Origin of the sequence: Hymenobacter sp. BT559 (assembly GCF_016427535.1) — a bacterium.
Lineage (GTDB): Bacteria > Bacteroidota > Bacteroidia > Cytophagales > Hymenobacteraceae > Hymenobacter.
The window spans coordinates 208,904-230,798 of the sequence record NZ_JAELXV010000006.1 but is presented as its reverse complement, the minus strand read 5'-3'; the positions used below and the strand labels follow the sequence as shown (position 1 = coordinate 230,798).

At 58.3% G+C, this 21,895-nt stretch carries 21 protein-coding genes; 9 read left to right on the top strand and 12 right to left on the bottom strand.

Annotated features, from left to right (window positions below; genetic code table 11):
- Positions 1-26: 26 nt before the first annotated feature.
- The 3 genes from menD to JAO77_RS18970 form a co-directional block, all read right to left on the bottom strand.
- Positions 27-1,913: a 2-succinyl-5-enolpyruvyl-6-hydroxy-3-cyclohexene-1-carboxylic-acid synthase gene (gene menD / locus JAO77_RS18980; RefSeq protein ID WP_198992013.1), complete on the bottom strand. Its 1,887-nt coding sequence runs from the start codon at positions 1,911-1,913 to the stop codon at positions 27-29.
- Positions 1,914-2,060: 147 nt separating this feature from the next.
- A complete protein-coding gene (locus tag JAO77_RS18975; RefSeq protein WP_198992012.1) occupies positions 2,061-3,296 on the bottom strand; it encodes a chorismate-binding protein in 1,236 nt (411 codons plus the stop codon).
- Positions 3,296-3,730 carry a hotdog fold thioesterase gene (locus JAO77_RS18970; protein WP_198992175.1) on the bottom strand — a complete coding sequence of 145 codons (435 nt, stop codon included), beginning with the start codon at positions 3,728-3,730 and terminating at the stop codon, positions 3,296-3,298. The genes JAO77_RS18975 and JAO77_RS18970 overlap by 1 nt, the downstream gene beginning before the upstream one ends.
- A 196-nt stretch (positions 3,731-3,926) precedes the next feature.
- Here JAO77_RS18970 and JAO77_RS18965 point away from each other — a divergent pair, with 196 nt between their 5' ends.
- The 5 genes from JAO77_RS18965 to JAO77_RS18945 all read left to right on the top strand — a co-directional run bounded on the left by JAO77_RS18965 (position 3,927) and on the right by JAO77_RS18945 (position 10,878).
- The gene (locus tag JAO77_RS18965; RefSeq protein ID WP_198992011.1) at positions 3,927-4,544 is read left to right on the top strand and encodes a histidine phosphatase family protein; all 618 of its coding nucleotides are present in this window, start codon (positions 3,927-3,929) and stop codon (positions 4,542-4,544) included.
- Between the two features lie 92 nt (positions 4,545-4,636).
- On the top strand, positions 4,637-6,343 hold the full coding sequence (locus JAO77_RS18960; RefSeq protein ID WP_198992010.1) for a pyruvate dehydrogenase complex dihydrolipoamide acetyltransferase: 1,707 nt from the start codon (positions 4,637-4,639) through the stop codon (positions 6,341-6,343).
- A 160-nt stretch (positions 6,344-6,503) separates the two neighbouring features.
- Positions 6,504-9,086: a TonB-dependent receptor gene (locus JAO77_RS18955; protein WP_198992009.1), complete on the top strand. Its 2,583-nt coding sequence runs from the start codon at positions 6,504-6,506 to the stop codon at positions 9,084-9,086.
- A 143-nt stretch (positions 9,087-9,229) separates the two neighbouring features.
- A complete protein-coding gene (gene hslV / locus JAO77_RS18950) occupies positions 9,230-9,772 on the top strand; it encodes an ATP-dependent protease subunit HslV (protein ID WP_198992008.1) in 543 nt (180 codons plus the stop codon).
- Between the two features lie 134 nt (positions 9,773-9,906).
- On the top strand, positions 9,907-10,878 hold the full coding sequence (locus JAO77_RS18945; protein ID WP_144844969.1) for a deoxyhypusine synthase family protein: 972 nt from the start codon (positions 9,907-9,909) through the stop codon (positions 10,876-10,878).
- A gap of 219 nt (positions 10,879-11,097) precedes the next feature.
- Here the strand turns inward: JAO77_RS18945 and JAO77_RS18940 are convergent, their stop codons facing one another.
- From JAO77_RS18940 to JAO77_RS18920, 5 genes are all read right to left on the bottom strand, one after another.
- Entirely contained in the window at positions 11,098-11,949 is an 852-nt protein-coding gene (locus tag JAO77_RS18940; protein ID WP_198992007.1) for an SDR family NAD(P)-dependent oxidoreductase, read from the bottom strand.
- 201 nt (positions 11,950-12,150) lie between these two features.
- Positions 12,151-12,990, bottom strand: coding sequence for an SDR family oxidoreductase (locus JAO77_RS18935; RefSeq protein ID WP_198992006.1), 840 nt, complete (start codon positions 12,988-12,990; stop codon positions 12,151-12,153).
- An 82-nt stretch (positions 12,991-13,072) separates the two neighbouring features.
- Entirely contained in the window at positions 13,073-13,975 is a 903-nt protein-coding gene (locus tag JAO77_RS18930) for a helix-turn-helix domain-containing protein (RefSeq protein WP_198992005.1), read from the bottom strand.
- Between the two features lie 61 nt (positions 13,976-14,036).
- On the bottom strand, positions 14,037-14,567 hold the full coding sequence (locus JAO77_RS18925; protein ID WP_198992004.1) for a hypothetical protein: 531 nt from the start codon (positions 14,565-14,567) through the stop codon (positions 14,037-14,039).
- A gap of 21 nt (positions 14,568-14,588) precedes the next feature.
- On the bottom strand, positions 14,589-15,149 hold the full coding sequence (locus JAO77_RS18920; protein WP_198992003.1) for a DUF1572 family protein: 561 nt from the start codon (positions 15,147-15,149) through the stop codon (positions 14,589-14,591).
- Positions 15,150-15,268: 119 nt separating this feature from the next.
- Between JAO77_RS18920 and JAO77_RS18915 the strand changes: the two genes are divergently transcribed.
- Entirely contained in the window at positions 15,269-15,676 is a 408-nt protein-coding gene (locus tag JAO77_RS18915) for a helix-turn-helix domain-containing protein (RefSeq protein ID WP_198992002.1), read from the top strand.
- Positions 15,677-15,756: 80 nt separating this feature from the next.
- Complete coding sequence (locus JAO77_RS18910) at positions 15,757-16,518, top strand: SDR family oxidoreductase (protein ID WP_198992001.1); 762 nt, start codon at positions 15,757-15,759, stop codon at positions 16,516-16,518.
- 177 nt (positions 16,519-16,695) lie between these two features.
- Here JAO77_RS18910 and JAO77_RS18905 read toward each other — a convergent pair whose 3' ends face one another.
- The 3 genes from JAO77_RS18905 to JAO77_RS18895 all read right to left on the bottom strand — a co-directional run bounded on the left by JAO77_RS18905 (position 16,696) and on the right by JAO77_RS18895 (position 18,416).
- Positions 16,696-17,151 carry a hypothetical protein gene (locus JAO77_RS18905; protein ID WP_198992000.1) on the bottom strand — a complete coding sequence of 152 codons (456 nt, stop codon included), beginning with the start codon at positions 17,149-17,151 and terminating at the stop codon, positions 16,696-16,698.
- 74 nt (positions 17,152-17,225) lie between these two features.
- Entirely contained in the window at positions 17,226-17,468 is a 243-nt protein-coding gene (locus tag JAO77_RS18900; RefSeq protein ID WP_198991999.1) for a hypothetical protein, read from the bottom strand.
- A 9-nt stretch (positions 17,469-17,477) separates the two neighbouring features.
- Positions 17,478-18,416 carry a DUF58 domain-containing protein gene (locus tag JAO77_RS18895; RefSeq protein WP_198991998.1) on the bottom strand — a complete coding sequence of 313 codons (939 nt, stop codon included), beginning with the start codon at positions 18,414-18,416 and terminating at the stop codon, positions 17,478-17,480.
- Positions 18,417-18,652: 236 nt separating this feature from the next.
- Between JAO77_RS18895 and JAO77_RS18890 the strand changes: the two genes are divergently transcribed.
- Together JAO77_RS18890 and ychF are read left to right on the top strand one after the other, a co-directional pair.
- On the top strand, positions 18,653-19,036 hold the full coding sequence (locus tag JAO77_RS18890) for a DUF3276 family protein (protein WP_198991997.1): 384 nt from the start codon (positions 18,653-18,655) through the stop codon (positions 19,034-19,036).
- Between the two features lie 192 nt (positions 19,037-19,228).
- Positions 19,229-20,329, top strand: coding sequence for a redox-regulated ATPase YchF (ychF, locus tag JAO77_RS18885; RefSeq protein WP_198991996.1), 1,101 nt, complete (start codon positions 19,229-19,231; stop codon positions 20,327-20,329).
- Between the two features lie 210 nt (positions 20,330-20,539).
- Here ychF and JAO77_RS18880 read toward each other — a convergent pair whose 3' ends face one another.
- Entirely contained in the window at positions 20,540-21,772 is a 1,233-nt protein-coding gene (locus JAO77_RS18880; protein WP_198991995.1) for an MFS transporter, read from the bottom strand.
- Positions 21,773-21,895: the final 123 nt, after the last annotated feature.

Here is a 21,895-nt window from a genome sequence, read left to right as displayed (position 1 = left end):
GCTTCCTTCGCCAGCATGACAAAACGTTAAGAGAAAGCTTGTTTTACCGCTTGGCGGTAGTTTTCGAAAAACGCCGCGTTGGTTTTCGAATCGGTAAAGATTTCGAGCACCGCCGCGCCTGCGTCCGCAAAGAAAACGGGTAGGGCGGCCGCAAGTTCGGCAAATGAGGAAACTGGCAGATACCGCAGCTGAAAATCGCGGCATAGGTTCTCGGCCGTGAGCGTTTGCTTGGTTTCAAAAAACTCATCTAGCTCCGGCTGCTGGCGTGGCCCGTCGATGAGGCGGAAAATGCCGCCGCCATGGTTATTAAAAAGTACCACCCGCAGGTTGGGCGTGGGGTAGTTGTGCCAGAAGGCATTGCGGTCGTAGAAAAAGGCTACATCGCCGGTTAGCAGCACTACCGGCCGCGTGGGCTGGGCCAGCGCCGCACCCACCGCCGTCGAGTTGCAGCCATCGATGCCGCTAGTGCCGCGGTTGGCGAACACGTCTATTTGGCGGCCTTCGGGCAGACCTAGGATGTTGGCGTAGCGCACGGCCATACTATTAGCCAAATGCAGCGCCGTGCCATCTGGCAGCAACGCCATCGCCTGGCGCATCGCGGAGAATTCGTTGAACGGCTGGTTTTCGGTGGCGAAAAAGCTGCCTAGGAATTGGGCAGCCGCAGAGTCGGCTTGCTGCCAGGTGAGGGCGGGTTCTGTGAGCCCATTTGGTATCGAACCAACTTGCGGCTCATTAGTGGCTCCGCTGAGATTCGAACCTGGAACCCGTACAATAGAAGTGTACTGCTCAGCAGAGAGGAAGGGATTCGAACCCTCGATGCCCTTTTGGGACATACGCACTTCCTGAGCGTGCGGAATCACGTCCCGGTTGTAGTCCTTCGTATCAAAAACCGCTAGCTGCTGGAAGAATACCGCCGGCTGCACTCGAATAATACGTGTGAGCCGCCGAAAGGTATCTGCTACCTCGCCAACTGGCTGCAAGTGCCAGTGCTGCGCGGGCGCCACATCGCGCAGATACAGCTTCAGCGCCTTTGAAATCAGCGACTGCCCAAAGGTGATAAGCAAGTCGGGCCGTAGGTCGGCTTTTTGCTCTTTTAATAAGCCCGCCAGGAAAATGTCCTGCCGCCGCACGGCCGGCACGTCGCCTAGGTTGGCAATTGTATCGGCCACCACCGGCACCTGTCGCGCCTCCGCAAACTCGTAGAGCGCGGCGGTGAGGGTCGGGTTTTCGGCCTGCTGCCCGGCTACTACCAGCACGCGGCCCGCCTCGCGCAGCTGCCGCCGTAAATCCAGGATTTCGGCCGGGGGCAGGATGGTGTTGGAGTGGTCGTCGCGGATAATTTTTACATCCTGCTCGTAACCCATTTCCTCGCCTGCCTCAGGGTAGAAGGGCTCGCGCAAGGGTACGTTTACCTGCACTGGCCCGGCGGGGAAAGTCTGCGTCAGATTAATCGCCTCGTTGATAATCCGCTCGCCGTGCCACTTGGCGTCGGCGTGCGAGGTGTCGGCCGGGAAGTCGAAGGTGCCCTTGGCGTGCGCGCCGTACAAGTCGCGCTGCCGAATGGTCTGGCCATCGAGTTGGTCTATCCACTCGGGCGGCCGATCGGCGGTGAGCACTAGCAGCGGAATTTGCTGAAAAAATGCCTCCGCCACGGCCGGCGCGTAGTTGAGGCCCGCCGTGCCGCTGGTGCACACCAGCACCACCGGCCGCCGTGTGGCCTGCGCGATACCTAGGCCGATAAATGCCGCTGCTCGCTCATCGGGCACCACGCGCAGCTTGCCCCGGTAGGCTGGGTGCCGCGCAAAGGCCAGCGTGAGCGGCGCCGACCGTGAGCCCGGCGACAGAATCACGTCGGTGATACCGTGGCGTGCACAGATTTCGGCGATATTAAAAACGGCTTGGATAGCTTTCATTATAGGCAGTTGTCATTTACTAGGCTCGTCGTGCGTGTAACCCCACCCCCGGCCCCTGCCCTCTGGGAGAAGGGAGTCGACTGTGAGCCGACGTTGGCAGCCGTCAGGCTCCTCTATCCCGGAGGGCAGGGGCCGGGGGTGGGGTACCTACGTCAGCACGGCCGCCACCGTCCGCATTTTATACTCCGTTTCTTCCCATTCGCGTTTCGGGTCCGAGTCTATGGTCAGCCCCGTGCCGGCGTAAAGGATAGCATCGTCAGCGCGCACTTGCAGGCAGCGCAGGTTCACGAAGAGCCGCGACACGCCGGGTGCGGCCACATTTACCGGACCTAGGAAGCCGCTGAAATAGGCTCGGTCGTAGCCCTCGTGGCGCGCTAGAAACTCTAGCGCCGCCGTGCGCGGCATACCGCCCACGGCCGAGGTAGGGTGCAGCAGCCGCAGCATATCGGTACCTAGGGAGGCAGGCGCGGGCACGTTTTTGAGGTCTACCTCAAAGTCGGTGCGCAAGTGCAGCAGCTCGCCTGCTACCGTAGTGCGCGGGCCGGTCTCCTGATATTCGCGCAGGCGCAACTGCTTGAAGCAGTTGACGATGTAGCGCGATACCAGCGCCTGTTCCTCGATTTCCTTTTGCCGCCAAATGGCGTCTTGCGGGCGCAAGCCCGGCAGCAGCGGCTGGGTGCCCGCCAAGGCCATGGTGCAAAACGTGCCATCGGCCGTGACTTCGGCCAGTACCTCGGGGGTAGCGCCCAGCCAGGTGCCCACGCCCGGCACACTCACCAAGGACACAAACGCTCGCTCGTATTGTCGGCACAGCTTCTGAAAGGCCGCCAGCGGGTCGAAGCCCGGCGGTAGCGGGCGGCAGGCAGCCCGCGAGCTCACCACCTTGCCCACCGTGCGCGCCTCAATGGCCGCCACGCCCCGCTCTACCAGCGCCGTGTATTCGGCCTCGGTGGCGGCGTGGGGCGCGGGCTGCGCGCTGTGGTGCCAAGCCAGCTCGGGCGGGGTAGGCAGGGCCAGCCAGGCCGCGATGTTGGGGGCCATATCGCGGGCGGCGGGCGACAAGCGCACTGCCTCGGGCTGGGCTTCCTCAAACTGCACATCGGCCGGCAGAAACAAGGCTGGGTTGTGGTCGGAGTCGCGGAACGGAAAGAAGGCGAAGCCCGCCGGGGCCCGGTCGTCGAGCGCGGGCGGCAAGCCGGTATAAGTAGCTTCTAGTGAACGTGCGGCCAGCAGGCGCGGCGCGACCGCGCCCGGCTCGCGCCAAATGGCCAGCGGCCGGCCGGTGCGCAGTGCACCCGCCGCTAAGTGGCGCAGCCGGGCCGGCGCGTCGAGGCCGGCCGGGGTAGTGGGCCAGGGAAGAAGCCTAGGTTCCACGCCGCGCATTAAGCTTCTTTCTTGCCACTAGCCGGCACGTCAATCACGGCCATCGTGATGCGGCTGATGCACACCAGTGCGCCCGTTTCTTCGTGCGTAATACGAATTTCCCACACCTGCGTGCTGCGGCCCACGTGCAAGGCCGTGGCCCGGCCGCGCACCCAGCCATCGCGCACGCCCTTAATATGGTTGGCGTTTATTTCAAGGCCCACGCAAGCTTGGCGGGTCACGTCGATGCGGGTAGCCGCGCCGATGCTACCTAAGGTTTCGGCCAGGGCCACCGAGGCACCGCCGTGCAGCAAACCCATTGGCTGGTGAGTGCGACCATCCACGGGCATGCGGCCTTCTAGGTAGTCGTCCGTGATGTCAGTTAGTTCAATGCCCAGCGAATCGGCTAGGGTGGGGCGGTGTGAAGCCCAGATTTTTACGTCGTCGAGGGTCATGGATAAAGTAGCTTGGTAGGCGCCGGTTGTCATGCTGAGCTTGCGAAGCATCGCACGGGGCGCATTAACTTCTTACGATAACAGCGAAACGGGCGAGATGCTTTGCTGCGCTCAGTAGAATAGAATTAATTAGCTGCTGAGTACCAAGCACGCGGCACTACGCACTAATTTCACCGCGAAACTACTCCATTTACCCGTGCCCGTTCAGCAGATTTACCTTCTCCGCCACGGCCAGACCGATTTCAACGTGCAAGGCATCGTGCAAGGCAGCGGCGTCGATTCCGACCTCAATGAGCGCGGCCGCTGGCAGGCCGAGCGCTTCTGGCAGGCCTATAAGGACATGCCCTTCGCCCGCGTGTACACCTCCCGGCTCAAGCGCACGCACCAATCGGTGCGCAAGTTTATCGACCTAGGTATTCCGCACGAGGCGCACGCCGCCCTCAACGAAATAAGCTGGGGCACCCGCGAGGGCACACGCATCACGCCGCAGGAAGACGCCGAATACAAGTATGTGTTGGACGAATGGCTGGCCGGCAACGACCTTGCCCACCTGCCCGGTGGCGAAAGCCCAGCCGACGTAGCTGCCCGCCAGCGTCCCTTCATCGAGCTACTTCAAAGCCGACCCGACGATGAAATCGTGCTGGTGTGCATGCACGGCCGGGCTATGCGTGTGCTGCTGTGTCAGCTCCTAGGCTATCCGCTCAGCTGCATGGATGAGTTTGAGCATCAAAACCTTTGCTTGTATAAATTGCATTATACAGGTAGCCAGTTTACTATTCGCAATTTCTTAGACGTAAGCCATTTGGCTGAGTAGCCGCCTTACTTCCCACCTGCCAGTATTGGCCCGGATTGTTTACCCGACTTTTCGCGGCTAATTTTGGCCCCCAATCCCAACCCGCAATTCCGATGGCCGAAATTATAAAAATGCCGAAAATGAGCGACACGATGACCGAAGGGACCATCGCGGCCTGGCTCAAGAAAGTAGGCGACAAAGTGAAATCGGGCGACATCCTGGCCGAAGTCGAGACCGACAAAGCCACGATGGAGCTGGAAAACTACGAAGACGGTACCCTGCTCTACATCGGCCCCAAAGAGAAAGACTCGGTGCCCGTTGACGGCGTGTTGGCGATTGTGGGCAAGGAAGGCGAAGACATTTCGGGCCTGCTCAATGGCCAAGGTGGTGGTAGCGCCCCGGCTGCTGCTCCTGCCCCCGCCGCTGCGCCGGCTCCTGCACCCGCTCCGGCGGCTGCCGCCCCGGCCCCCGCACCTGCGGCTCCCGCTGCCCCGGCCGCGCCTGCTAATGGCAAGAAAGCCACGGTAGTGCGGATGCCAAAAATGAGCGATACGATGACCGAGGGCACTATCGCCGCCTGGCTGAAAAAGGTGGGCGACAAGGTGAAATCGGGCGACGTGCTGGCTGAAGTCGAAACCGACAAAGCCACGATGGAGCTGGAAAACTACGAAGATGGCACCCTGCTCTACACCGGCCCCAAAGAAGGTGAAGCCGTAGCCGTAGATGGCGTGCTCGCCATCATTGGTGAAGAAGGTGCTGACATTCAGGCCCTGCTGAACGGTGGCGACCAGAGCAGCGCGCCCGCCTCGGCTGCCGCTGCACCCGCCGAAGCTGCTGCGCCTGCCGCTGCCCCGGCTGCCGCCGCTGCACCCCAGGCCGAAAACAACGGCCGCCTGCTCGCCTCGCCGCTCGCTAAGAGCATTGCCAAAGACAAAGGCGTAGACCTGCGCCAGGTGAAAGGCTCAGGCGAAAACGGCCGCATCGTGGCACGCGACCTGCAAAACGCCCAGCCGCAAGCTGCCGCTGCACCCGCAGCCGCCCCGGCTCAGGCCCCGAACGAATACATCCAAGCCGCTCTGCCCGAGCAGCCGGCTGCCAAGCCCGCCGCTGCGCCCGCCCCGGCTCCAGCCGCGGCCGAAGGCACCTACACCGACACCCCGGTGTCGCAGATGCGCAAGGTCATTGCTCGTCGCTTGTCGGAAAGCCTGTTTACGGCCCCGCACTTCTACCTCACGATGGAAATCGTGATGGACAAGGCCATGGAAACCCGCACCAAGCTCAACGAGCTGTCGCCGGTGAAGCTCAGCTTCAACGATATGGTTATCAAGGCCTGCGCCGTGGCGCTCAAGCAGCACCCGTCCATCAACTCGTCGTGGCTCGGCGACAAGATTCGCCAAAACAAAGTGGTGAACATCGGCGTGGCCGTAGCCGTGGACGAAGGCCTGCTGGTGCCCGTGGTGCGCAACGCGGACGGCAAAGGCATGTCGCAGATTGCTACCGAGGTAAAAGAGCTGGCCGGCAAAGCCAAGAGCAAGAAGCTGCAGCCCGCCGAGTGGGAGGGTAGCACCTTCACCATCTCGAACCTAGGTATGTTCGGCATCGACGAGTTCACCGCTATCATCAACCCCCCGGATGCCTGCATCCTGGCCGTAGGTGGTATCAAGCAAACCGCTGTGGTGAAGAATGGCGAGCTGGCTATCGGCAACGTGATGAAAGTAACTCTTTCGTGCGACCACCGCGTGGTAGACGGTGCTACCGGCGCCGCGTTCCTGCAAACTGTAAAAGGCCTGCTCGAAGACCCGCTGCGGATGTTGATTTAGCCCCCTAGGTGGGCTGATGATGCCGCAAATTGATTAAGTACCCATAAGAAGCCAGCCCATTTGGGCTGGCTTCTTGCTTTTATATCTATTTCGACCCTGCGAATAAGGGTGCTTTCGGAAACAGTATATATTTGCGCATTACCATGATAATTTCAAGATAATGAAGCATAATTTACTTTTGTTTCCATTAGTGCTAGCCAATAGTGCTGCTTTTGCGCAGAGCCAAACGTTGTCGGGCCAAGTGCTGGATGCCGCTGGCAGGCCCATTATTGGGGCCACGGTAGTTGAGAAGGGTACCAACAATGGCATTGGCACCGACGCCAATGGCCGCTTTGTACTGCGGGCTCGCACGGCTCAGCCCCGTCTTCAGGTTAGTGCCCTAGGGTATACCACGCAGGAAGTCAGCCCTACGAGCGGCCCCATCTCGGTGCAACTGGCCGAGGCGAGCACCACCCTCGAAGGCGTGCAGGTAGTGGGTTCGCGCAGCCTCAACCGCACCGTGACTGACTCGCCCTCGCCAGTCGATATCATCGATGTACAGCAGGTGACGGCCAAAACCGGCCAACTCGACGTGAACCAGCTGCTACAATTTGTGGCGCCTTCCTTCAACTCGAACCGCCAGAGCGGGGCCGACGGCGCCGACCACACCGACCCCGCCACGCTGCGCGGCCTAGGTCCCGACCAAACGCTGGTACTGGTGAATGGCAAGCGCTGGCATCAGTCGTCGCTCGTCAACCTTTTTGGCACGCGCGGGCGGGGCAACACGGGCACCGACCTCAATACGATTCCGGCCGCCAGCATCGAGCGCATCGAGATTTTGCGCGATGGCGCGTCGGCCCAGTACGGCTCCGATGCCATTGCGGGCGTTATCAACATCGTGCTCAAAACCAGCACTAAGGAACTAACCGCCAACGTAAACTACGGCGCGTACACCGCCAAGTATCGCTTTGATGATAAGACCTTTGATGGAGGTAACCTGAATGCGAATCTAAACTACGGCATTGGTGTGGGCGAAGGCGGCTACATAAACCTCACCGCCGATTTCAACCAGCGCGAACATACCCAGCGGGCCAACGTGCCGGCGCCCGACGGTATTCAGCGCCGCGAGTACGGCGACCCCAAGGCCTACAATACGTCGGCTTACCTCAACAGCAAGCTGCCCCTGAACGAGAATATTTATGCTTATGCATTTGGCGGTTTCAACGTGCGTCGGGGCGACGCCTATGCCTACACCCGCTTTCCGACCAGCACGGACGACAACGGCAACACCATTCCGAACCCGCGCAGCAACGCTACGCTCTATCCCAACGGCTTCGACCCCATCATCAGCGGTAACATTTTTGATGCGCAGGGAGTGGCAGGGCTGCGGGGCAACTTTGGCGCCTGGGACGTGGACCTGAGCAACAGCTTTGGCTCGAACCGCTTTCACTATGGCGTGCGCAATTCGCTGAATGCGACCCTAGGAGCTGCGTCACCCACAAGCTTCGACGCGGGCGGTTTTCAGCTGCAGCAAGACGTGGTGAACCTTAACGTGAGCCGCAACTTTAAGACCGTAGCCCAGGGCCTGAACCTGGCGTTTGGCAGTGAGTTTCGAACTGAGTGGTACTCGCTGTTTGCGGGCGATGCCGGCTCCTACACCAACTACGCGCCCGGCTCGGGGTTGGCGGCCGGGGCGCAAGGCTTCCCCGGTTTTCAGCCGCGCAATGAGGTGAACGCCAGTCGCGAAAACGTGGGCGTGTACCTCGACGCAGAACTCAACGTGACCAAGGCGTGGCTGGTAGAAGGGGCCACCCGCTACGAGCACTACACCGATTTTGGCAGCAACCTCACCGGCAAAATTGCCACCCGCCTCAAGCTCAGCGACGCCCTCTCGCTGCGCGGCACGCTCAGCACCGGTTTCCGGGCGCCCTCGCTGGCGCAGATTAATTTTAATACCGTATTTACCAATGTGGTAGGAGGTAAGCCGGTAGACATTTTGCTCGACCGCAACGATGGTCCCGTGTCGCGGGCCGTGGGTATTCCGGCCCTTACGCAGGAGCGTTCGCAGTCAGCCAGCGTGGGCTTTACGGGCCGGGCAGGCTCTATTCTGACCTTCACGGTAGATGGCTACTACATTCACATCAAGGACCGCATTGTGCTCACGGGCACGTTTAAACAGGACGATAATGTTATCGGGGGCACGCTCACTAGCCTAGGGGTAGGGCAGGCGCAGTTTTTCGCCAATGCCGCCTCTACCACTACCTGGGGCCTCGACGCCGTGGTAGCCAATACGATAGGTGTAGGCAGCGGTCGCCTCAGCACCACACTGGCCGCCAACCTCAATCGCCTGCTGGTGACCAGTGTAAAAACGACGCCGGGACTGGCAGGTAAGGAAGAAACCTTCTTCGGCCAACGCGAGCAAGCGTTTGTGAAAGCTTCCGCGCCGCCCTTCAAAATCAATTTGACCTTCGATTATAACCTAGGACGCTTCGGAGCGCTAGTGCGCTTCGTGCAGTTTGGTGGGGTGAAGCTGATTGACTACGACGGCAAACCGGAAAACTACGGCCAGCGCCTAACCACCGACGTGGCCCTGAGCTACGCGCTCACCAACCAACTGCGCCTGTCGCTGGGCAGCTCCAATCTCTTCAATGTGTATCCCAGCTTCTTCAACCCCTTGGTTACTGAAACAGGTGGCGCCTGGGACCCCGTGCAAATGGGTTCGAACGGACGGTTCCTGTTTGCTAAGCTGCAAGTCAAATTCTAATGCCGTTCTGTGAATCCGTGTGCAAACGGATGCACTCGTGGGTTCGCAGCATCCACGGTACGAACCAAAAACGGCCGGGCTGTAAAGCTCGGCCGTTTTTGGTTTAGCGTGCCCCGGTGGGATAGGGGTTGTATTTTTGCGCTATGCTTCCAAAAATTCGCTCCACGACCGTGCTCGGCGTGCGCCACAACGGCCAGATAGCCCTAGGGGCCGATGGCCAGGCCACTATGGACAAGCACGTAGCCAAAAATAACGTGCGCAAAGTGCGCCAGCTCAACGACGGCAAAGTCGTAACCGGCTTCGCGGGCTCCACCGCCGATGCCTTTATGCTGCTCGACCGCTTCGAGGAAAAGCTTTCGGCCTACGGCAACAATCTGACGCGGGCCGCCATTGAGTTGGCCAAGGACTGGCGCAAAGACCAGTACCTGCGCAAGCTCGAAGCCATGATGGTAGTGTGCGACAAAGACGAGTTGCTCATCGTGAGCGGCACCGGCGATGTGCTCCAGCCCGATTCTGACGTGGCCGCCATCGGCAGCGGTGCCATGTATGCGCAAGCCGCTGCGCTAGCCCTCAAAAAGCACGCCCCGCACCTCACCGCCCGCCAGATGGTGGAAGACGCCCTGCACATCGCGGCTGACATCTGCATTTACACCAACCACAACCTGATTATCGCCGAGCCGGCGTAGAAGTAGTGCTTTGTGCTTAGAGCTTAGTGCTTAGGCATTCAATGTAGCTAGTCACAAGGCACTTTACTTTTATTGTACCCCGCCTGGCGCCGTTGCGTACTATGCACTAGGCACCAAGCACCAAGCACTGAGACATGCAAATCACCAACTTCCTCAAGCACCACTTCCGCCACTTCAACGCTGCTGCCCTCATCGACGCGGCCGATGGCTACAACAAGCACCTTGCCGATGGCGGTAAAATGATGATTACCCTGGCCGGCGCCATGAGTACCGCCGAAATGGGTATTCAGCTGGCCGAGCTCATTCGCCAAGACAAAGTGCAAATTATCAGCTGCACCGGCGCCAACCTGGAAGAGGATATCTTCAACCTAGTAGCCCACGACTTCTACGAGCGCGTGCCGCACTACCGCGACCTCACTGCCGCCGACGAGCACGAGCTGCTGAAGCGCCACATGAACCGCGTGACCGATACCTGCATTCCCGAAGAGGAGGCTATGCGCCGCATCGAGCACACCGTGCTCAAGCACTGGGAAAAGGCCGACCAAGCTGGTGAGTCATATTTCCCGCATGAGTTCTTCTATCAGATTCTGAAGTCGGGCGACTTGGAGCAGTACTACCAGATTGACCCTAAAGACTCATGGATGCTAGCCGCCGCCGAGAAAAACCTGCCCATCATCTGCCCCGGCTGGGAAGACTCGACGCTCGGCAACATCTACGCTGGCCACGTGATTTCGGGCGACATCAAGAACGTGCACACCATGAAAACCGGCATCCAGTACATGATGTACTTGGCCGATTGGTACACCAAAACGGCCACGGAGGAAAGCAAAATCGGCTTCTTCCAGATTGGCGGTGGCATTGCCGGCGACTTCCCTATCTGCGTAGTGCCTATGCTGCACCAGGACTTGCAGCGCCACGACGTGCCGCTGTGGGGCTACTTCGCCCAGATTTCGGACTCAACCACTTCGTATGGCTCGTACTCCGGTGCCGTGCCCAACGAGAAAATTACGTGGGGCAAGCTGGGTGAGAAAACGCCGAAATTCATCATCGAAAGCGACGCTACCATCGTGGCCCCGCTGATTTTCGCCATCGTGCTCGGGCAATAGTTGCCAAGAGCCCTAGGTACTAAAAAGGCCCGCGCTGAAGCTTCAGCGCGGGCCTTTTTAGTACCTAGGGCTCTAAACTACTCTGTCATGCTGACGAAGGAAGCATCTACTCACGTTCGCGGCAATCGCAAGCATGTCTGATTTCTGACGCAGACAGCCGTGATGAGATGCTTCCTTTATCAGCATGACAGAGTAGTTTAGAGCCCTAAGTGCTTTGCTTTATGCTTCTACAGCAAAATTCGTAGCGCTCGTCACGGCTTGCCACTGCTGCACGTCGCGCTGCACAGTGGCCATTTGCTGGGTGGCCATCTGGTTAGCGTCGGCACCTAGGAAGAGGTGGACGGGCGGGTTTTCGGCCTCGCTGACCTGCATAAGCACTTCCGCTGCTTTTACTGGGTCGCCGGGCTGGTTGCCGTTGATTTGCTGCTCGTGCTGTACTTGCGAATCGCGAACAGCTTGGTAAGCGGCAATTGGCTTTTTAGGCGTGCCGAGCGAGCCGCTAGTGAGGAAGTCGGTGCGGAAGTAGCCGGGGTACACTACCGTGGCGTGCACGCCAAATTCCTTCATTTCAGCGGCATACGATTCGGTAAGGCCGGCCACGGCGAACTTGGTACCGCAGTAAATGCCCCAGCCGGGGAAGCTGCCGGTGTAGCCACCCACCGAGGAAATGTTGAATACTTGGCCTGAGCCCTGTTGCCGCAGGTGCGGCGTGGCGTAGCGCAACACGTTTAGCAGGCCGAAGACATTGACCTCAAAATTCTGCCGAACTTCTTGGTCCGTAAGCTCTTCGAGGCCGCCGAGCTGGCCGTAGCCTGCATTATTTACCACCACATCGAGCCCACCTAGGGTGCTGATGGTGGCTTCGATAGCTTGTTGCACGCTGGCCTCGCTGCTGAGGTCCATGTGCAGGGGTAGGAATTGGTCAGGTGCAGCTGACACAGCCTGCGTTAGCTCGGCCAGATTGCGGGAGGTAGCGGCCACGGCGTAGCCGGCGGCTAATAGCTGCCGCACGAGCGTCAGCCCCAGGCCCTTCGAGGCCCCGGTCACGAACCATATTTTCTTGGTAGTCATCGTAGTTGAAATCTTCGTGGTAAGAAAGAGAATCGCTGAGAGCGAGGCGGCCAAATAGGTACAACATAAGGGCGGGAATTAAAACGTGGATGACTACTGCACTATAGACGAGATGGCAGTTAACATACCGTAGTTGCACGCCAAAAATTATATTCTGGTAACATCAATTAGAAAATTGATGCCTTTCGCCCCGGTTTTTTGCTAGTTGGTAAAGCCGGTTGAAAGCGTTAGCTCACGCCAGGCCTGGAAATTTTGCCCTAGGGCTTCGAGCTTGCTGGTGGCGCGATTGTAGGCATCCTGGCCGAGCAGCAGGTGCAGGGGCGGGTTGGCTTCGGCGGCAATCTCGATGAGGGCGGCAGCCGCTTTTTCGGGGTCGCCGCCCTGGCTACCATTTAGCTGGAGGTAGCGAGCGTGCGAGGCGCGCACGTCTTCGTAGGCCGCGATGGGCTGCTGCGGCAGGGCCAGCGACTCGGCGGTGAGGAAGTTGGTGCGAAACCCGCCGGGCTCTACCACTGTCGCCTTGATGCCGAAGCTGGCCACATCCTGCGCCAGAATTTCGGTGAAGGCGCTCACGGCCGCTTTGGTGGCCGAGTACACGGCCCAGCCGGTAGCACCCGCCAGCGCCGCGATAGACGAAATATTGATAATATGCCCTGCGCCCTGCTGGCGCAGGTGCGGCAGTGCCTGCCGGCACACATTTAGGGTGCCAAATACATTGACGTCGAAGGCTTGGCGCGTTTCGGCGTCGGTCAGCTCCTCGATGCTGCCGCCGATGCCGTAGCCAGCGTTGTTCACCACCACATCGAGGCGGCCGAAGGTGCTGATAGTTTGGGCAATGGCAGCTTGCACACTGGCATCACTGCCTAGGTCTGCTTGCAGCGGCAGGAAGGCCGCCGAGGTGTTGCCCACTGCCTGGGCGAGGGTTTCTTTATTGCGGGAAGTAGCGGCCACTTGGTGGCCTTCGCGCAGCAGGCGCTTTACCAGGGCCAGGCCTAGGCCCTGCGAGGCGCCGGTTACAAACCAGGTTTTGGGAGTGCTCATACGTTTTGCGTTTTTGACAATGCAAAACAAGCGGTGCCCCTAGCCAACCGGCTTACCTGGTTCAAACCAATGCTTGCAAAAATCAAACAACCCGCACAGCTGTGGGCGCGATGCCGGTTTGCTTGCGAAAGAAGTTGCTGAAATGCGCCGGCTCTTCAAAGCCCAGGCAGTAGCTGATTTCGGACACATTCCAGAGTGTATGCTTGAGCAGGGCGTGGGCCTCTTGCACTAGGCGGCTGGCAATGAGCTGGGTCGTAGTCTTGCCCGTCACTTCCTTCAGCGCTCGGTTGAGGTGGTTGACGTGCACCGCTAGCTGTCCCGCAAACGACTCGGCGCTGCGCAGCCGCACTCGCTGCCCCGGCGACTCTATTGGAAATTGCCGCTCCAGCAGCTCCGTGAACAGCGATGCAATGCGCGTGGCCGCGTTGCTGTCGTGGTAGAGGGTGGTAGCGGGCTGTAGCTTTAAGGTGCTATGCAGCAGCTCCATCACGTAGGTACGCAGTAAGTCGTATTTATAAGTGTAATCGGAGTTTAGCTCCGCCAGCATCTTGTCGAATAGAGGTTGCAGCGACGTCAGTTGCTCGTCAGAGAGCATATAAACCGGCTGGCCGCCAGGCCGGAACATCGGCAAGTCTTGAGGTAGTGCGCCGAGTTGCCGCTGCAAAAAAGCCTCGGTGAAAATGCAGAAAACACCCGTTTGGTCGTCACCCAGCGGCTCCCAGGTGTAGGGAACTAGTGGGTTAGCAAAAAATAGCGCGTGACCGCGCAACTCTATCGTTTTGTCGGCAAAATGGTAGTTGCTGTTACCTGAAACCAGCGTGATTTTATAAAAATCCTTACGGCTATAGGGCATGTTGTGCGCCCGCGGCCCTACGTAATCGTCGAGCCGAAACATATTGAAATGTCCAATGTCCTGCCGCAGGTTCTCGGGCATCCAATGGATTTTTTGCTGGTAGAAGTCCTCTAAGGTCTGCGTCTTCGACATGGCACGAAGTTACGAGAATCAAATCTACTGTAAGCTGAAGTCTGCTCCTGCGTACTGCTTATTAAACCTTTCCGTAAACTACTGAAACGGGGCAGCCAAGCTGTGCTTCAAATGCTTTAATGAATTGCTGAGTTAATATCGGCCAGTTCCAAAATGTAAAACCCAAGTTGCTAAAACCCCAATCAGGCCTAAAGGTGTATTGCTCAATAGAAGCCTCTTGGGCACACTGTGGACAAATCATCCCGATACTTCTTTGCTCAAGCCAAGGCGTTAAATCCCAATCGTCTGAAGCAATATTATACTTGCAGTTTGGGCAAATCAATTCTTCAAGCTCGGTCGAGAAAACTGTTCGTTCAGTGACGATTTCCAAGCCATTAGTGGCTAAATGGAATGGTAAAAGTGAGGGTGCGTAAACTGCCTTTTGTGCTTGTTCACTAACAGAATATCCGGGTTTTGTAGAGAGAATACAGGCTGATGCCTCCGGTTTAATAATAGCTTCGGTAATCAACCAAGTACAGATGTCGGTTGCTATAATCTTTTGATTAGGATACTCCGAAACAGTTGGTATTAGCGAGATATAAGAATCGCTCATATTTGGCTTCAAGCTATTTTATCAACTTAATTTCTCATCCGTAAAGTGCTCTTGGTGTGGTAGCTGCGCAAACTTCTCCGCATTATAAGCCGCCGAATTGCCACGCGGAATGGATAGCGACCGCCACGAATCATCGGCCACGAGGCGGGCTAGAAATACGATTTGACCGACGTGGTAGGGATAGTGCGCGAGTTGCCGATTGATGGCCTCCGTCACGGAGTGGCCTTGGTGGCGGATGTAGACGGTGCGGTCGAGGTCGTTAGGCGTGAGGGTACCTAGGGCAGCGAAAAGGCACTGCCAGCCCGCATGCCACTTCGCCATTACCTCGGCGCGGGTGGTGAGGTCGTTGTCGAACTCGGCTTCGCGGGCACGCCAGGGCTTTTCGCCGTCGGTGGTAAGGAAATCGGTCCAGCGCGATAGCATGTTGCCCCACAAGTGCTTCACGATGGTGGCGATGCTGTTGCTGGCTGCATTGGGCTGCCAGAATAGCTTGTCATCAGGGATTTGAGCCATAGCCTGCTCGCCGAGCAGCTGGTAGTAAGCAAACTGCTTATGTGCGCTGGCGAGGAAGTCGGTAGGCATTGGATTAGTTGGTTGGAGACGCTGGAGGGCTTGCGAAGCTAAAAGTAAACCGTCTGGTTTAGCGTCTAGGTAGCTCCCAATTCAGCAGGAATATTCCGCCGCCCATTTATTGCTTCGATATGCCTCTTCCCAAGAAAATACTGGCCCGCCAGCACGAGATATACGCCGACTACTTGCGCGCCGTAGACCAGCATCTGGCCGACCTAGTGGCGGGCCGGGCCACCGAGATGTTTGAAATCCGTGACCTAGCCGGCGTGCTCTGCCTGCATCCCACGCACCTCAGCAATACCATTAAGCTCGTGGCGGGCCACGCGCCGTGCCACGATTATCAACTTCGCATCCTGGCCGTAGCGCAGGGGCTACTGCGCGATACCGACCAGCCCGTGGCCGCCATCGCGGCCACGCTCACCTACGACCCGGCCAATTTTACCAAGTTCTTTAAGCGTTTTGCAAACGGCATTACACCCAAGCAATACCGTGAGCAAGTGCGCGCCGGGCAGCCCGAAATGGTGGAGGCTCTCGCCTAAAAAACTGTACTACTCACCATAACGCAGCTCTTCACCGCTCAGACCTTTGCCAAGTCATTTCACCCTAAATAACCCTGAAAATGAGTACTTCAAAAATAGCCCTGGTTACTGGTGGCAGCCGCGGCCTGGGCAAAAGCATGGCCCTACACTTAGCTAAAAAGGGCATCGATGTTATCCTCACCTACCATAGCCAGCAAGCTGAGGCCGAAGGCGTAGTGGCCGAAATTGTGGCCCTAGGTCAGCAGGCTGTGGCATTGCAGCTCGATGCGTCCAAGGTCAGTACGTTCGGCAGTTTTTTTGAACAGGTAACGGCCGCCCTGCGCGACACATTCGACACCAACCGGTTTGACTTTCTCATCAACAACGCCGGTACGGGGCTATATGCACCCTTTGCCGAAACAACGGAGGAGCAATTTGACCAAGCGCTCAACATTCATTTCAAAGGGCCGTTTTTCCTGACCCAGCAGGCGCTGCCGCTGCTCAATGACGGCGGGCGCATCGTGAATATTTCGTCGGGCCTGACGCGCATTATCTACCCGGGCTCCTCGACCTATGCCAGCATGAAAACGGCAATGGAAACGCTCACCAAGTACCAGGCGAAGGAGCTAGGTGCCCGCGGCATTACGGTCAATATCGTGGCGCCCGGTGCCATTGCCACCGATTTCGGCGGCGGCCGCGTGCGCGACAACCAGGAGCTGCAAGACCACATTGTGGCGCTCACAGCCCTAGGCCGCGTGGGCCTGGCCGACGACATCGGCCCAGTTGTAGCCTTCCTCTGCACCGACGAAGCCCGCTGGATAACCGCGCAGCGCCTGGAAGCCTCAGGCGGGCAATCCATCTAATCGCAGATTGTAACGGATTTAACGGATTACGCGGATACGCCCACCTGCGGTGGGCTGACTACCTGCAAACAAAAAAGGCTACCCTCAACAGGTAGCCTTTTTCGTTGGAGACTTAGCTTAGTCAGCCTGCGTAGCAGGCGTATCCGCGCAATCCGTTAAATCCGTTACAATCTGCGATTAGAGGCGGAACAGTGGGCGTGCTGGGTTCCAGATGCCCCACGGAATCATGAGCAGCACCAGCAGCAGGGCGATGCCGAAATAGATGAAGGCTTTTTTATGCTTGATGGTGTCGCTAGGTGCCTTTTTGAGGGCGATGCGGCCTACCTGCGCCAGAATAGCAGCAATTATCATCACCGCAATGTGCTCCATGCCGAAGAAGCGCGCGGTAGGGTCCTTCATCCCGTACTGCTTCAAGCCATTCAGGCCCCAGGGGCTCAGGCCGAAGTAAAGACCCAGGCCAATGAGAACCTGCAGCCACATAAAGCCCGAAAAAGCTGCGCTGATGCCATTGTCGCCTTTCGTAAAGGGGCGGCGGCCCGTCCAGCCGCTATAAGCCCGAAACAAGGCTAGCAAGCCCACGCCCAGCACAAACCAGCGCCCCCACGAATGAAGAATCAACAATACTTGGTACATACAAAAAACAAAAGTGCCGGGCAGCCCGGCCGGTTGAAAACTGCCGCGAAGCTACGGGCGCCCGGCCATTTTGCTTAAAACTCGCCGGGCTCGGGCACTGGGGCAGGGGCACCGCCACGGGCAGCTTTGGCCCGTTGCTCGTCGCGGATGGCGACCCCTAGGGCAATAAAAATGGAGAAAAACGGCAGCACCAGGCCCAGCAAAAACCACTTGCGGCGCGAGTGGCCGTGCGAGTAGGCGATGTACATAGTAACGAGGGCCAGCAAGACATCTAGGAAAATTAGAAAGATGGTGCCGAAAAAATAAGTAGCAAACATGCGATTGAATTACTGGGCTTTACCTCGCTTAACGAGGTAAGCGTAGAGAACTTTGGCGAAGGGCTCGCGCACATCGACAGGCACAAAATCAATTTTCAGCTGCCCGCAACGCAGGGCCAGGTCTTCCTCAAACCGCTGCATAGCTACGCGGTACTGCTCGCGCACCTGCGACGGCTGCAGGCGCACTTCCTCGCCAGTCTCGGCATCTTCAAAAATGTACGGCCTGTCCTGGAAGTCGAAGTTCGACTCGGTAGCGCGGTCTAGGATGTGAAACAGCAGCACCTCGTGGTGCTGGTGGCGCAGGTGCTGCAGCGCGGCTAGTGCGGCCTCTTGCTCCTGGGCGCCGCGCCCCAGCATGTCGCTAAACACAATGACGAGCGAGCGCTTCGGAATTTGCTGCGCAATGGTGTGCAGCACGCCCGCCACATCGGTGGCGGTGGCCGGGCGGCGCGTGCCAGCGGCCGGCGCGGGCCGCTCTAGCAGTTGCTGCAGCGTAAGTAGCAGCGTGTGGCGGTGGGCGGTGGTCGAGCGCACGGGCGTTTGCAGCTCTATCTGTTCGCCGAAGGTGACGAGGCCCACGGCATCGCGCTGGCGCTGCAAAAGCGTGGTGAGGGCCGCCGCAGCCAGCACGCTAAACTTTAGCTTGTCGTGGCCCGGTGCGGGATAATACATGCTGGGGCTCACGTCGAGCAGCAGGTGGGCGCGTAGGTTGGTTTCTTCCTCGTAGCGCTTCACAAAGAGCTTGTCGGTGCGCGCAAACACTTTCCAGTCCATGTGCCGGGTGCTCTCGCCGGGGTTGTAGAGGCGGTGTTCCGAAAACTCAACCGAAAAGCCGTGATAGGGCGACTGGTGCAGCCCTGTGATAAAGCCATCGACCAGCTGCCGGGCCAGCAGCTCCAGGTTTTCGAAAGAGCGGATGGCCGCTAGGTCAAGGGCAGGAGCAGGCATAGAATAAGAAAAGAACTAATTGCTAACCGAGGATTGCTACAAAGCTATCGAAATTCCTAACTGCGCTAGCTTCTGATTAAATTCTGAAGATGAAACCTTGGGCCTAAATCATTGGCTACGGCCCCGCCGCGTGCTTTTGAAAGGAGTAGAAAGCTAGCTAATTTGGCTTTATATTTGTAAACCATTAGTGCGGCCTAATCGCTCCAAATACGTTTTCTCTTTTCAACACTTTAATTGTGGACGACCGTTACCCCCGAGACCAGGAAGAAATTTACTCCCACCGCATGAAGGCGGGCAAGCGCACGTATTTCTTCGACGTAAAAGCCACGCGCGGCCAAGACTATTACCTCACCATCACTGAAAGCAAACGCCGCCCCGGCAGCGACCCCGACGGACCAGCTAGCTACGAGAAACACAAAATTTTTCTGTATAAAGAAGATTTCAACAAATTCATTGATGCCCTGCACGATGCTGTGGACTACGTGCGCGACGAGCTGCTAACCGAAGAGGAGGTGGCCGAGCTTGACCGCCCGCGCCCAGCCTACGATGGCGAGCAGCAGCCCCGCGATGGCCAGCAGCCGCCGCAGCCCGCCACCGACCTCGGCGACAGCACTTACTAACATACTGACTGCCTACTTACAAAAACACGACGTACAAACGAACCTATTTACGGCGCGCCGCCCCCTTACCAAGGGGCGGCGCGTTTTTGTATGGACCTAGGGCTGTCCTGTGGCGGCCGCATCGGCCGTACCTTTACGGGGTGAGGCAGGCAAAATGCTTACCCCATAACTTTTAACTCTTAACTCAACAAAATGGGCCTCCGCTGCGGTATTGTCGGCCTGCCGAATGTCGGCAAATCCACGCTTTTCAACGCTTTATCTAACGCCAAGGCCGAGTCGGCCAACTATCCTTTCTGCACCATCGAGCCCAATGTGGGTGTGATTACGGTGCCCGACGAGCGCCTTAAAATCCTGGAAGGCCTCGTGAATCCTAAGCGCGTGCTGCCCACCATCATCGAGTTTGTGGACATTGCGGGCCTGGTGAAAGGCGCCAGCAAAGGCGAGGGCCTAGGTAATAAATTTCTGGCTAATATCCGCGAGGTCGATGCCATCATCCACGTGGTGCGCTGCTTCGACGACCCCAATATCGTGCACGTGGCCGGTGGGGTAGACCCCGTGTTTGACAAGGACGTTATCGACACGGAGCTGCAGCTCAAAGACCTGGAGAGCGTTGATAAAAAGCTCGTTAAGTCGGAGCGTAGCGCCAAGGCGGGCGATGCTGCTGCCAAGAAAGAGGTAGCTGCCCTGCAAAAATTCAAAGCCGCTCTCGAAGCCGGTGAAAACGCCCGCGCTGTGCAGGCCACCGAAGACGAGAAAGAAGCCGTGGCCGACTTGCAGCTGCTCACCATCAAGCCCGTCATCTACGTGGCCAACGTGGACGAAGCCAGCATTGCTACCAATGGCAACAAGCACGTAGAGGCGCTGCGCCAGCACGTAGCCGCCGAAGGTGCGCAAGTAGTGCTCGTGTCGGCTGCCATCGAGTCGCAGATTGCCGAGATGGAGGACCCCGAGGAAAAAGCCATGTTCCTGGGCGAGTACGGCCTCACCGAGTCGGGCCTCAACAAGCTCATTCGCGCCAGCTACGAGTTGCTGAACCTCATTACGTACTTCACGGCCGGCGTGCAGGAAGTACGCGCCTGGACCATCCACCGCGGCGACAAGGCGCCGCAGGCGGCCGGCGTTATTCACTCCGACTTTGAAAAGGGCTTTATTCGTGCCGAGGTTATTAAGCTTGCGGACTACCAAGAGTACAAGACCGAAGTAAAAATCAAAGAAGCCGGCAAAATGGCCGTGGAGGGCAAAGAATACGTGGTGCAAGATGGAGACATCATGCATTTCCGCTTCAACGTCTAAGCCACAGCTTCACGCAGGCTTTTCTAAGTGAGCGGCTATGCCTGCCATTAGCAGGCTCAGGCTAGCAGCGCGATTAGTAGAATTAATAATGAGCGCCGCCGTTGCGGCTCCATCGCACTACCTAGGGTGCTGTGGAGCCGCAACGGTGGCGCTCAGTCGTTATAGCTAAGAAGTGTTCCTTAAGCAAGTGCCTACTGAGAAGTCTAAGCGCTAGCCGTTAGCTTCGGTGGGCTTCTCAGTGGGTATTTTCAGGCGCATGGCCAGCACCGCCAGCGCCGCCATGCAGGCCGCAAACCAATAAAACGGGGCATTGAGTGACAGCAGCGACAAGCCTCCGTAGGCCAGGGTAGTAACCAGACTGGCAAGCCCCGACAGCGCCTGCGTAAGCCCAAACAGCTCGCCCCGGCTTTCCTCATCGGAGAGCTGCGCCAGCAGGCCATTGAGCAGCCCCGCGATAAGAGAAGCCGATAGGGCATCGGCAGCAGCGGCGATGTAGAGTAGTGGTAGCGAACTGTGCACGTTGGCGTAAAGGATGTGCAAACCCACGCCTACCCAGGCAGCCCCGATAAGCACCCAGCGCTTGTTGAGCCGGTCAACCAAGTATTTAAAATACAAGAAGTTGCTGATGGCGCACAGGCCACCGAAAAAGGCGAAGAAGTAGGATATCTGCGTAGCATCGAGCTTGAGCTGCCCTAGGCCCACGTAGGGAATAAAGTAATTGAGATAGCCTTGGTTGAGCGTAAGCAGCAGCGTAAGCAAGGTGATGGGCGCCAGGCCCGGGCGATTCTGGTCAAACTCTTGCAAGCGCTGCCACAATTGGCGGATGTTGAGGCTGCGCACCAACTCTTGCCGCAGCTGGCTGGCGTCAAACTCCTTGGTTTCCTTAGCCGTCTCTTTGAAGAAGAACGACAGCCCTAGGTTGAGTACCGAGAGCCCCAACACGGCCACCACTACCCAGCGCGTTTGCTGGTCTTTGGGCGGCCCTAGCCACAGCACGGCGCTGGCTACCAGCGGCCCGAGCACGCCGCCCAGCGACTGAAAGGTGCTCACGAGGCCCGTGGTCTTCACTACCTCTTCCGGCTCCGACACGTCGGCCACGGCCGAGCGCATGAGTGAGTAGAGCCCGTTGGTGAAGCCGTCGCTGAGGCGGTTGACAAAAAAGAGAATCGTGCGTACCGGCAGCAAAAACAGATTGGCCACCAAGGTGCCCACTGCCGACACGAGCACCACCGGCCGCCGGCCTACCTGGTCGGAGAGCGTGCCTAGTAGCGGGGCCGCCACCAGCTGAATGCCCAGAAACAGCGCCGTACCCAGCGTGAGCCACAACTGCGGCTGGCCCAGCCCCTGCACAAACTGCGGCAACACCGGCCCCAGGGCCGAACCCAGAATAACGTCTAGTAAGACAATGGTATAAATAAGTAGCAGGCGAGAGTTAGCGAACATGGCAAAAACAAGTGGCCCGCAGGATGGCGGTAGCCTACTGTACTTGCTATACCCGTTGTTAGTTGAATGTCTACTACCTAGGCGGGGAGCACAAGTCGCTTAGGGTAGGGTAGGTGAGCGTGC

Coding starts and splice junctions, on each gene's coding strand:
- menD (WP_198992013.1), bottom strand. CDS start 1,913: ATGAAAGCTATCCAAGCCGTTTTTAATATCGCCGAAATCTGTGCACGC.
- JAO77_RS18975 (WP_198992012.1), bottom strand. CDS start 3,296: ATGCGCGGCGTGGAACCTAGGCTTCTTCCCTGGCCCACTACCCCGGCC.
- JAO77_RS18970 (WP_198992175.1), bottom strand. CDS start 3,730: ATGACCCTCGACGACGTAAAAATCTGGGCTTCACACCGCCCCACCCTA.
- JAO77_RS18960 (WP_198992010.1), top strand. CDS start 4,637: ATGGCCGAAATTATAAAAATGCCGAAAATGAGCGACACGATGACCGAA.
- JAO77_RS18955 (WP_198992009.1), top strand. CDS start 6,504: ATGAAGCATAATTTACTTTTGTTTCCATTAGTGCTAGCCAATAGTGCT.
- hslV (WP_198992008.1), top strand. CDS start 9,230: ATGCTTCCAAAAATTCGCTCCACGACCGTGCTCGGCGTGCGCCACAAC.
- JAO77_RS18945 (WP_144844969.1), top strand. CDS start 9,907: ATGCAAATCACCAACTTCCTCAAGCACCACTTCCGCCACTTCAACGCT.
- JAO77_RS18940 (WP_198992007.1), bottom strand. CDS start 11,949: ATGACTACCAAGAAAATATGGTTCGTGACCGGGGCCTCGAAGGGCCTG.
- JAO77_RS18935 (WP_198992006.1), bottom strand. CDS start 12,990: ATGAGCACTCCCAAAACCTGGTTTGTAACCGGCGCCTCGCAGGGCCTA.
- JAO77_RS18930 (WP_198992005.1), bottom strand. CDS start 13,975: ATGTCGAAGACGCAGACCTTAGAGGACTTCTACCAGCAAAAAATCCAT.
- JAO77_RS18925 (WP_198992004.1), bottom strand. CDS start 14,567: ATGAGCGATTCTTATATCTCGCTAATACCAACTGTTTCGGAGTATCCT.
- JAO77_RS18920 (WP_198992003.1), bottom strand. CDS start 15,149: ATGCCTACCGACTTCCTCGCCAGCGCACATAAGCAGTTTGCTTACTAC.
- JAO77_RS18915 (WP_198992002.1), top strand. CDS start 15,269: ATGCCTCTTCCCAAGAAAATACTGGCCCGCCAGCACGAGATATACGCC.
- JAO77_RS18910 (WP_198992001.1), top strand. CDS start 15,757: ATGAGTACTTCAAAAATAGCCCTGGTTACTGGTGGCAGCCGCGGCCTG.
- JAO77_RS18905 (WP_198992000.1), bottom strand. CDS start 17,151: ATGTACCAAGTATTGTTGATTCTTCATTCGTGGGGGCGCTGGTTTGTG.
- JAO77_RS18900 (WP_198991999.1), bottom strand. CDS start 17,468: ATGTTTGCTACTTATTTTTTCGGCACCATCTTTCTAATTTTCCTAGAT.
- JAO77_RS18895 (WP_198991998.1), bottom strand. CDS start 18,416: ATGCCTGCTCCTGCCCTTGACCTAGCGGCCATCCGCTCTTTCGAAAAC.
- ychF (WP_198991996.1), top strand. CDS start 19,229: ATGGGCCTCCGCTGCGGTATTGTCGGCCTGCCGAATGTCGGCAAATCC.
- JAO77_RS18880 (WP_198991995.1), bottom strand. CDS start 21,772: ATGTTCGCTAACTCTCGCCTGCTACTTATTTATACCATTGTCTTACTA.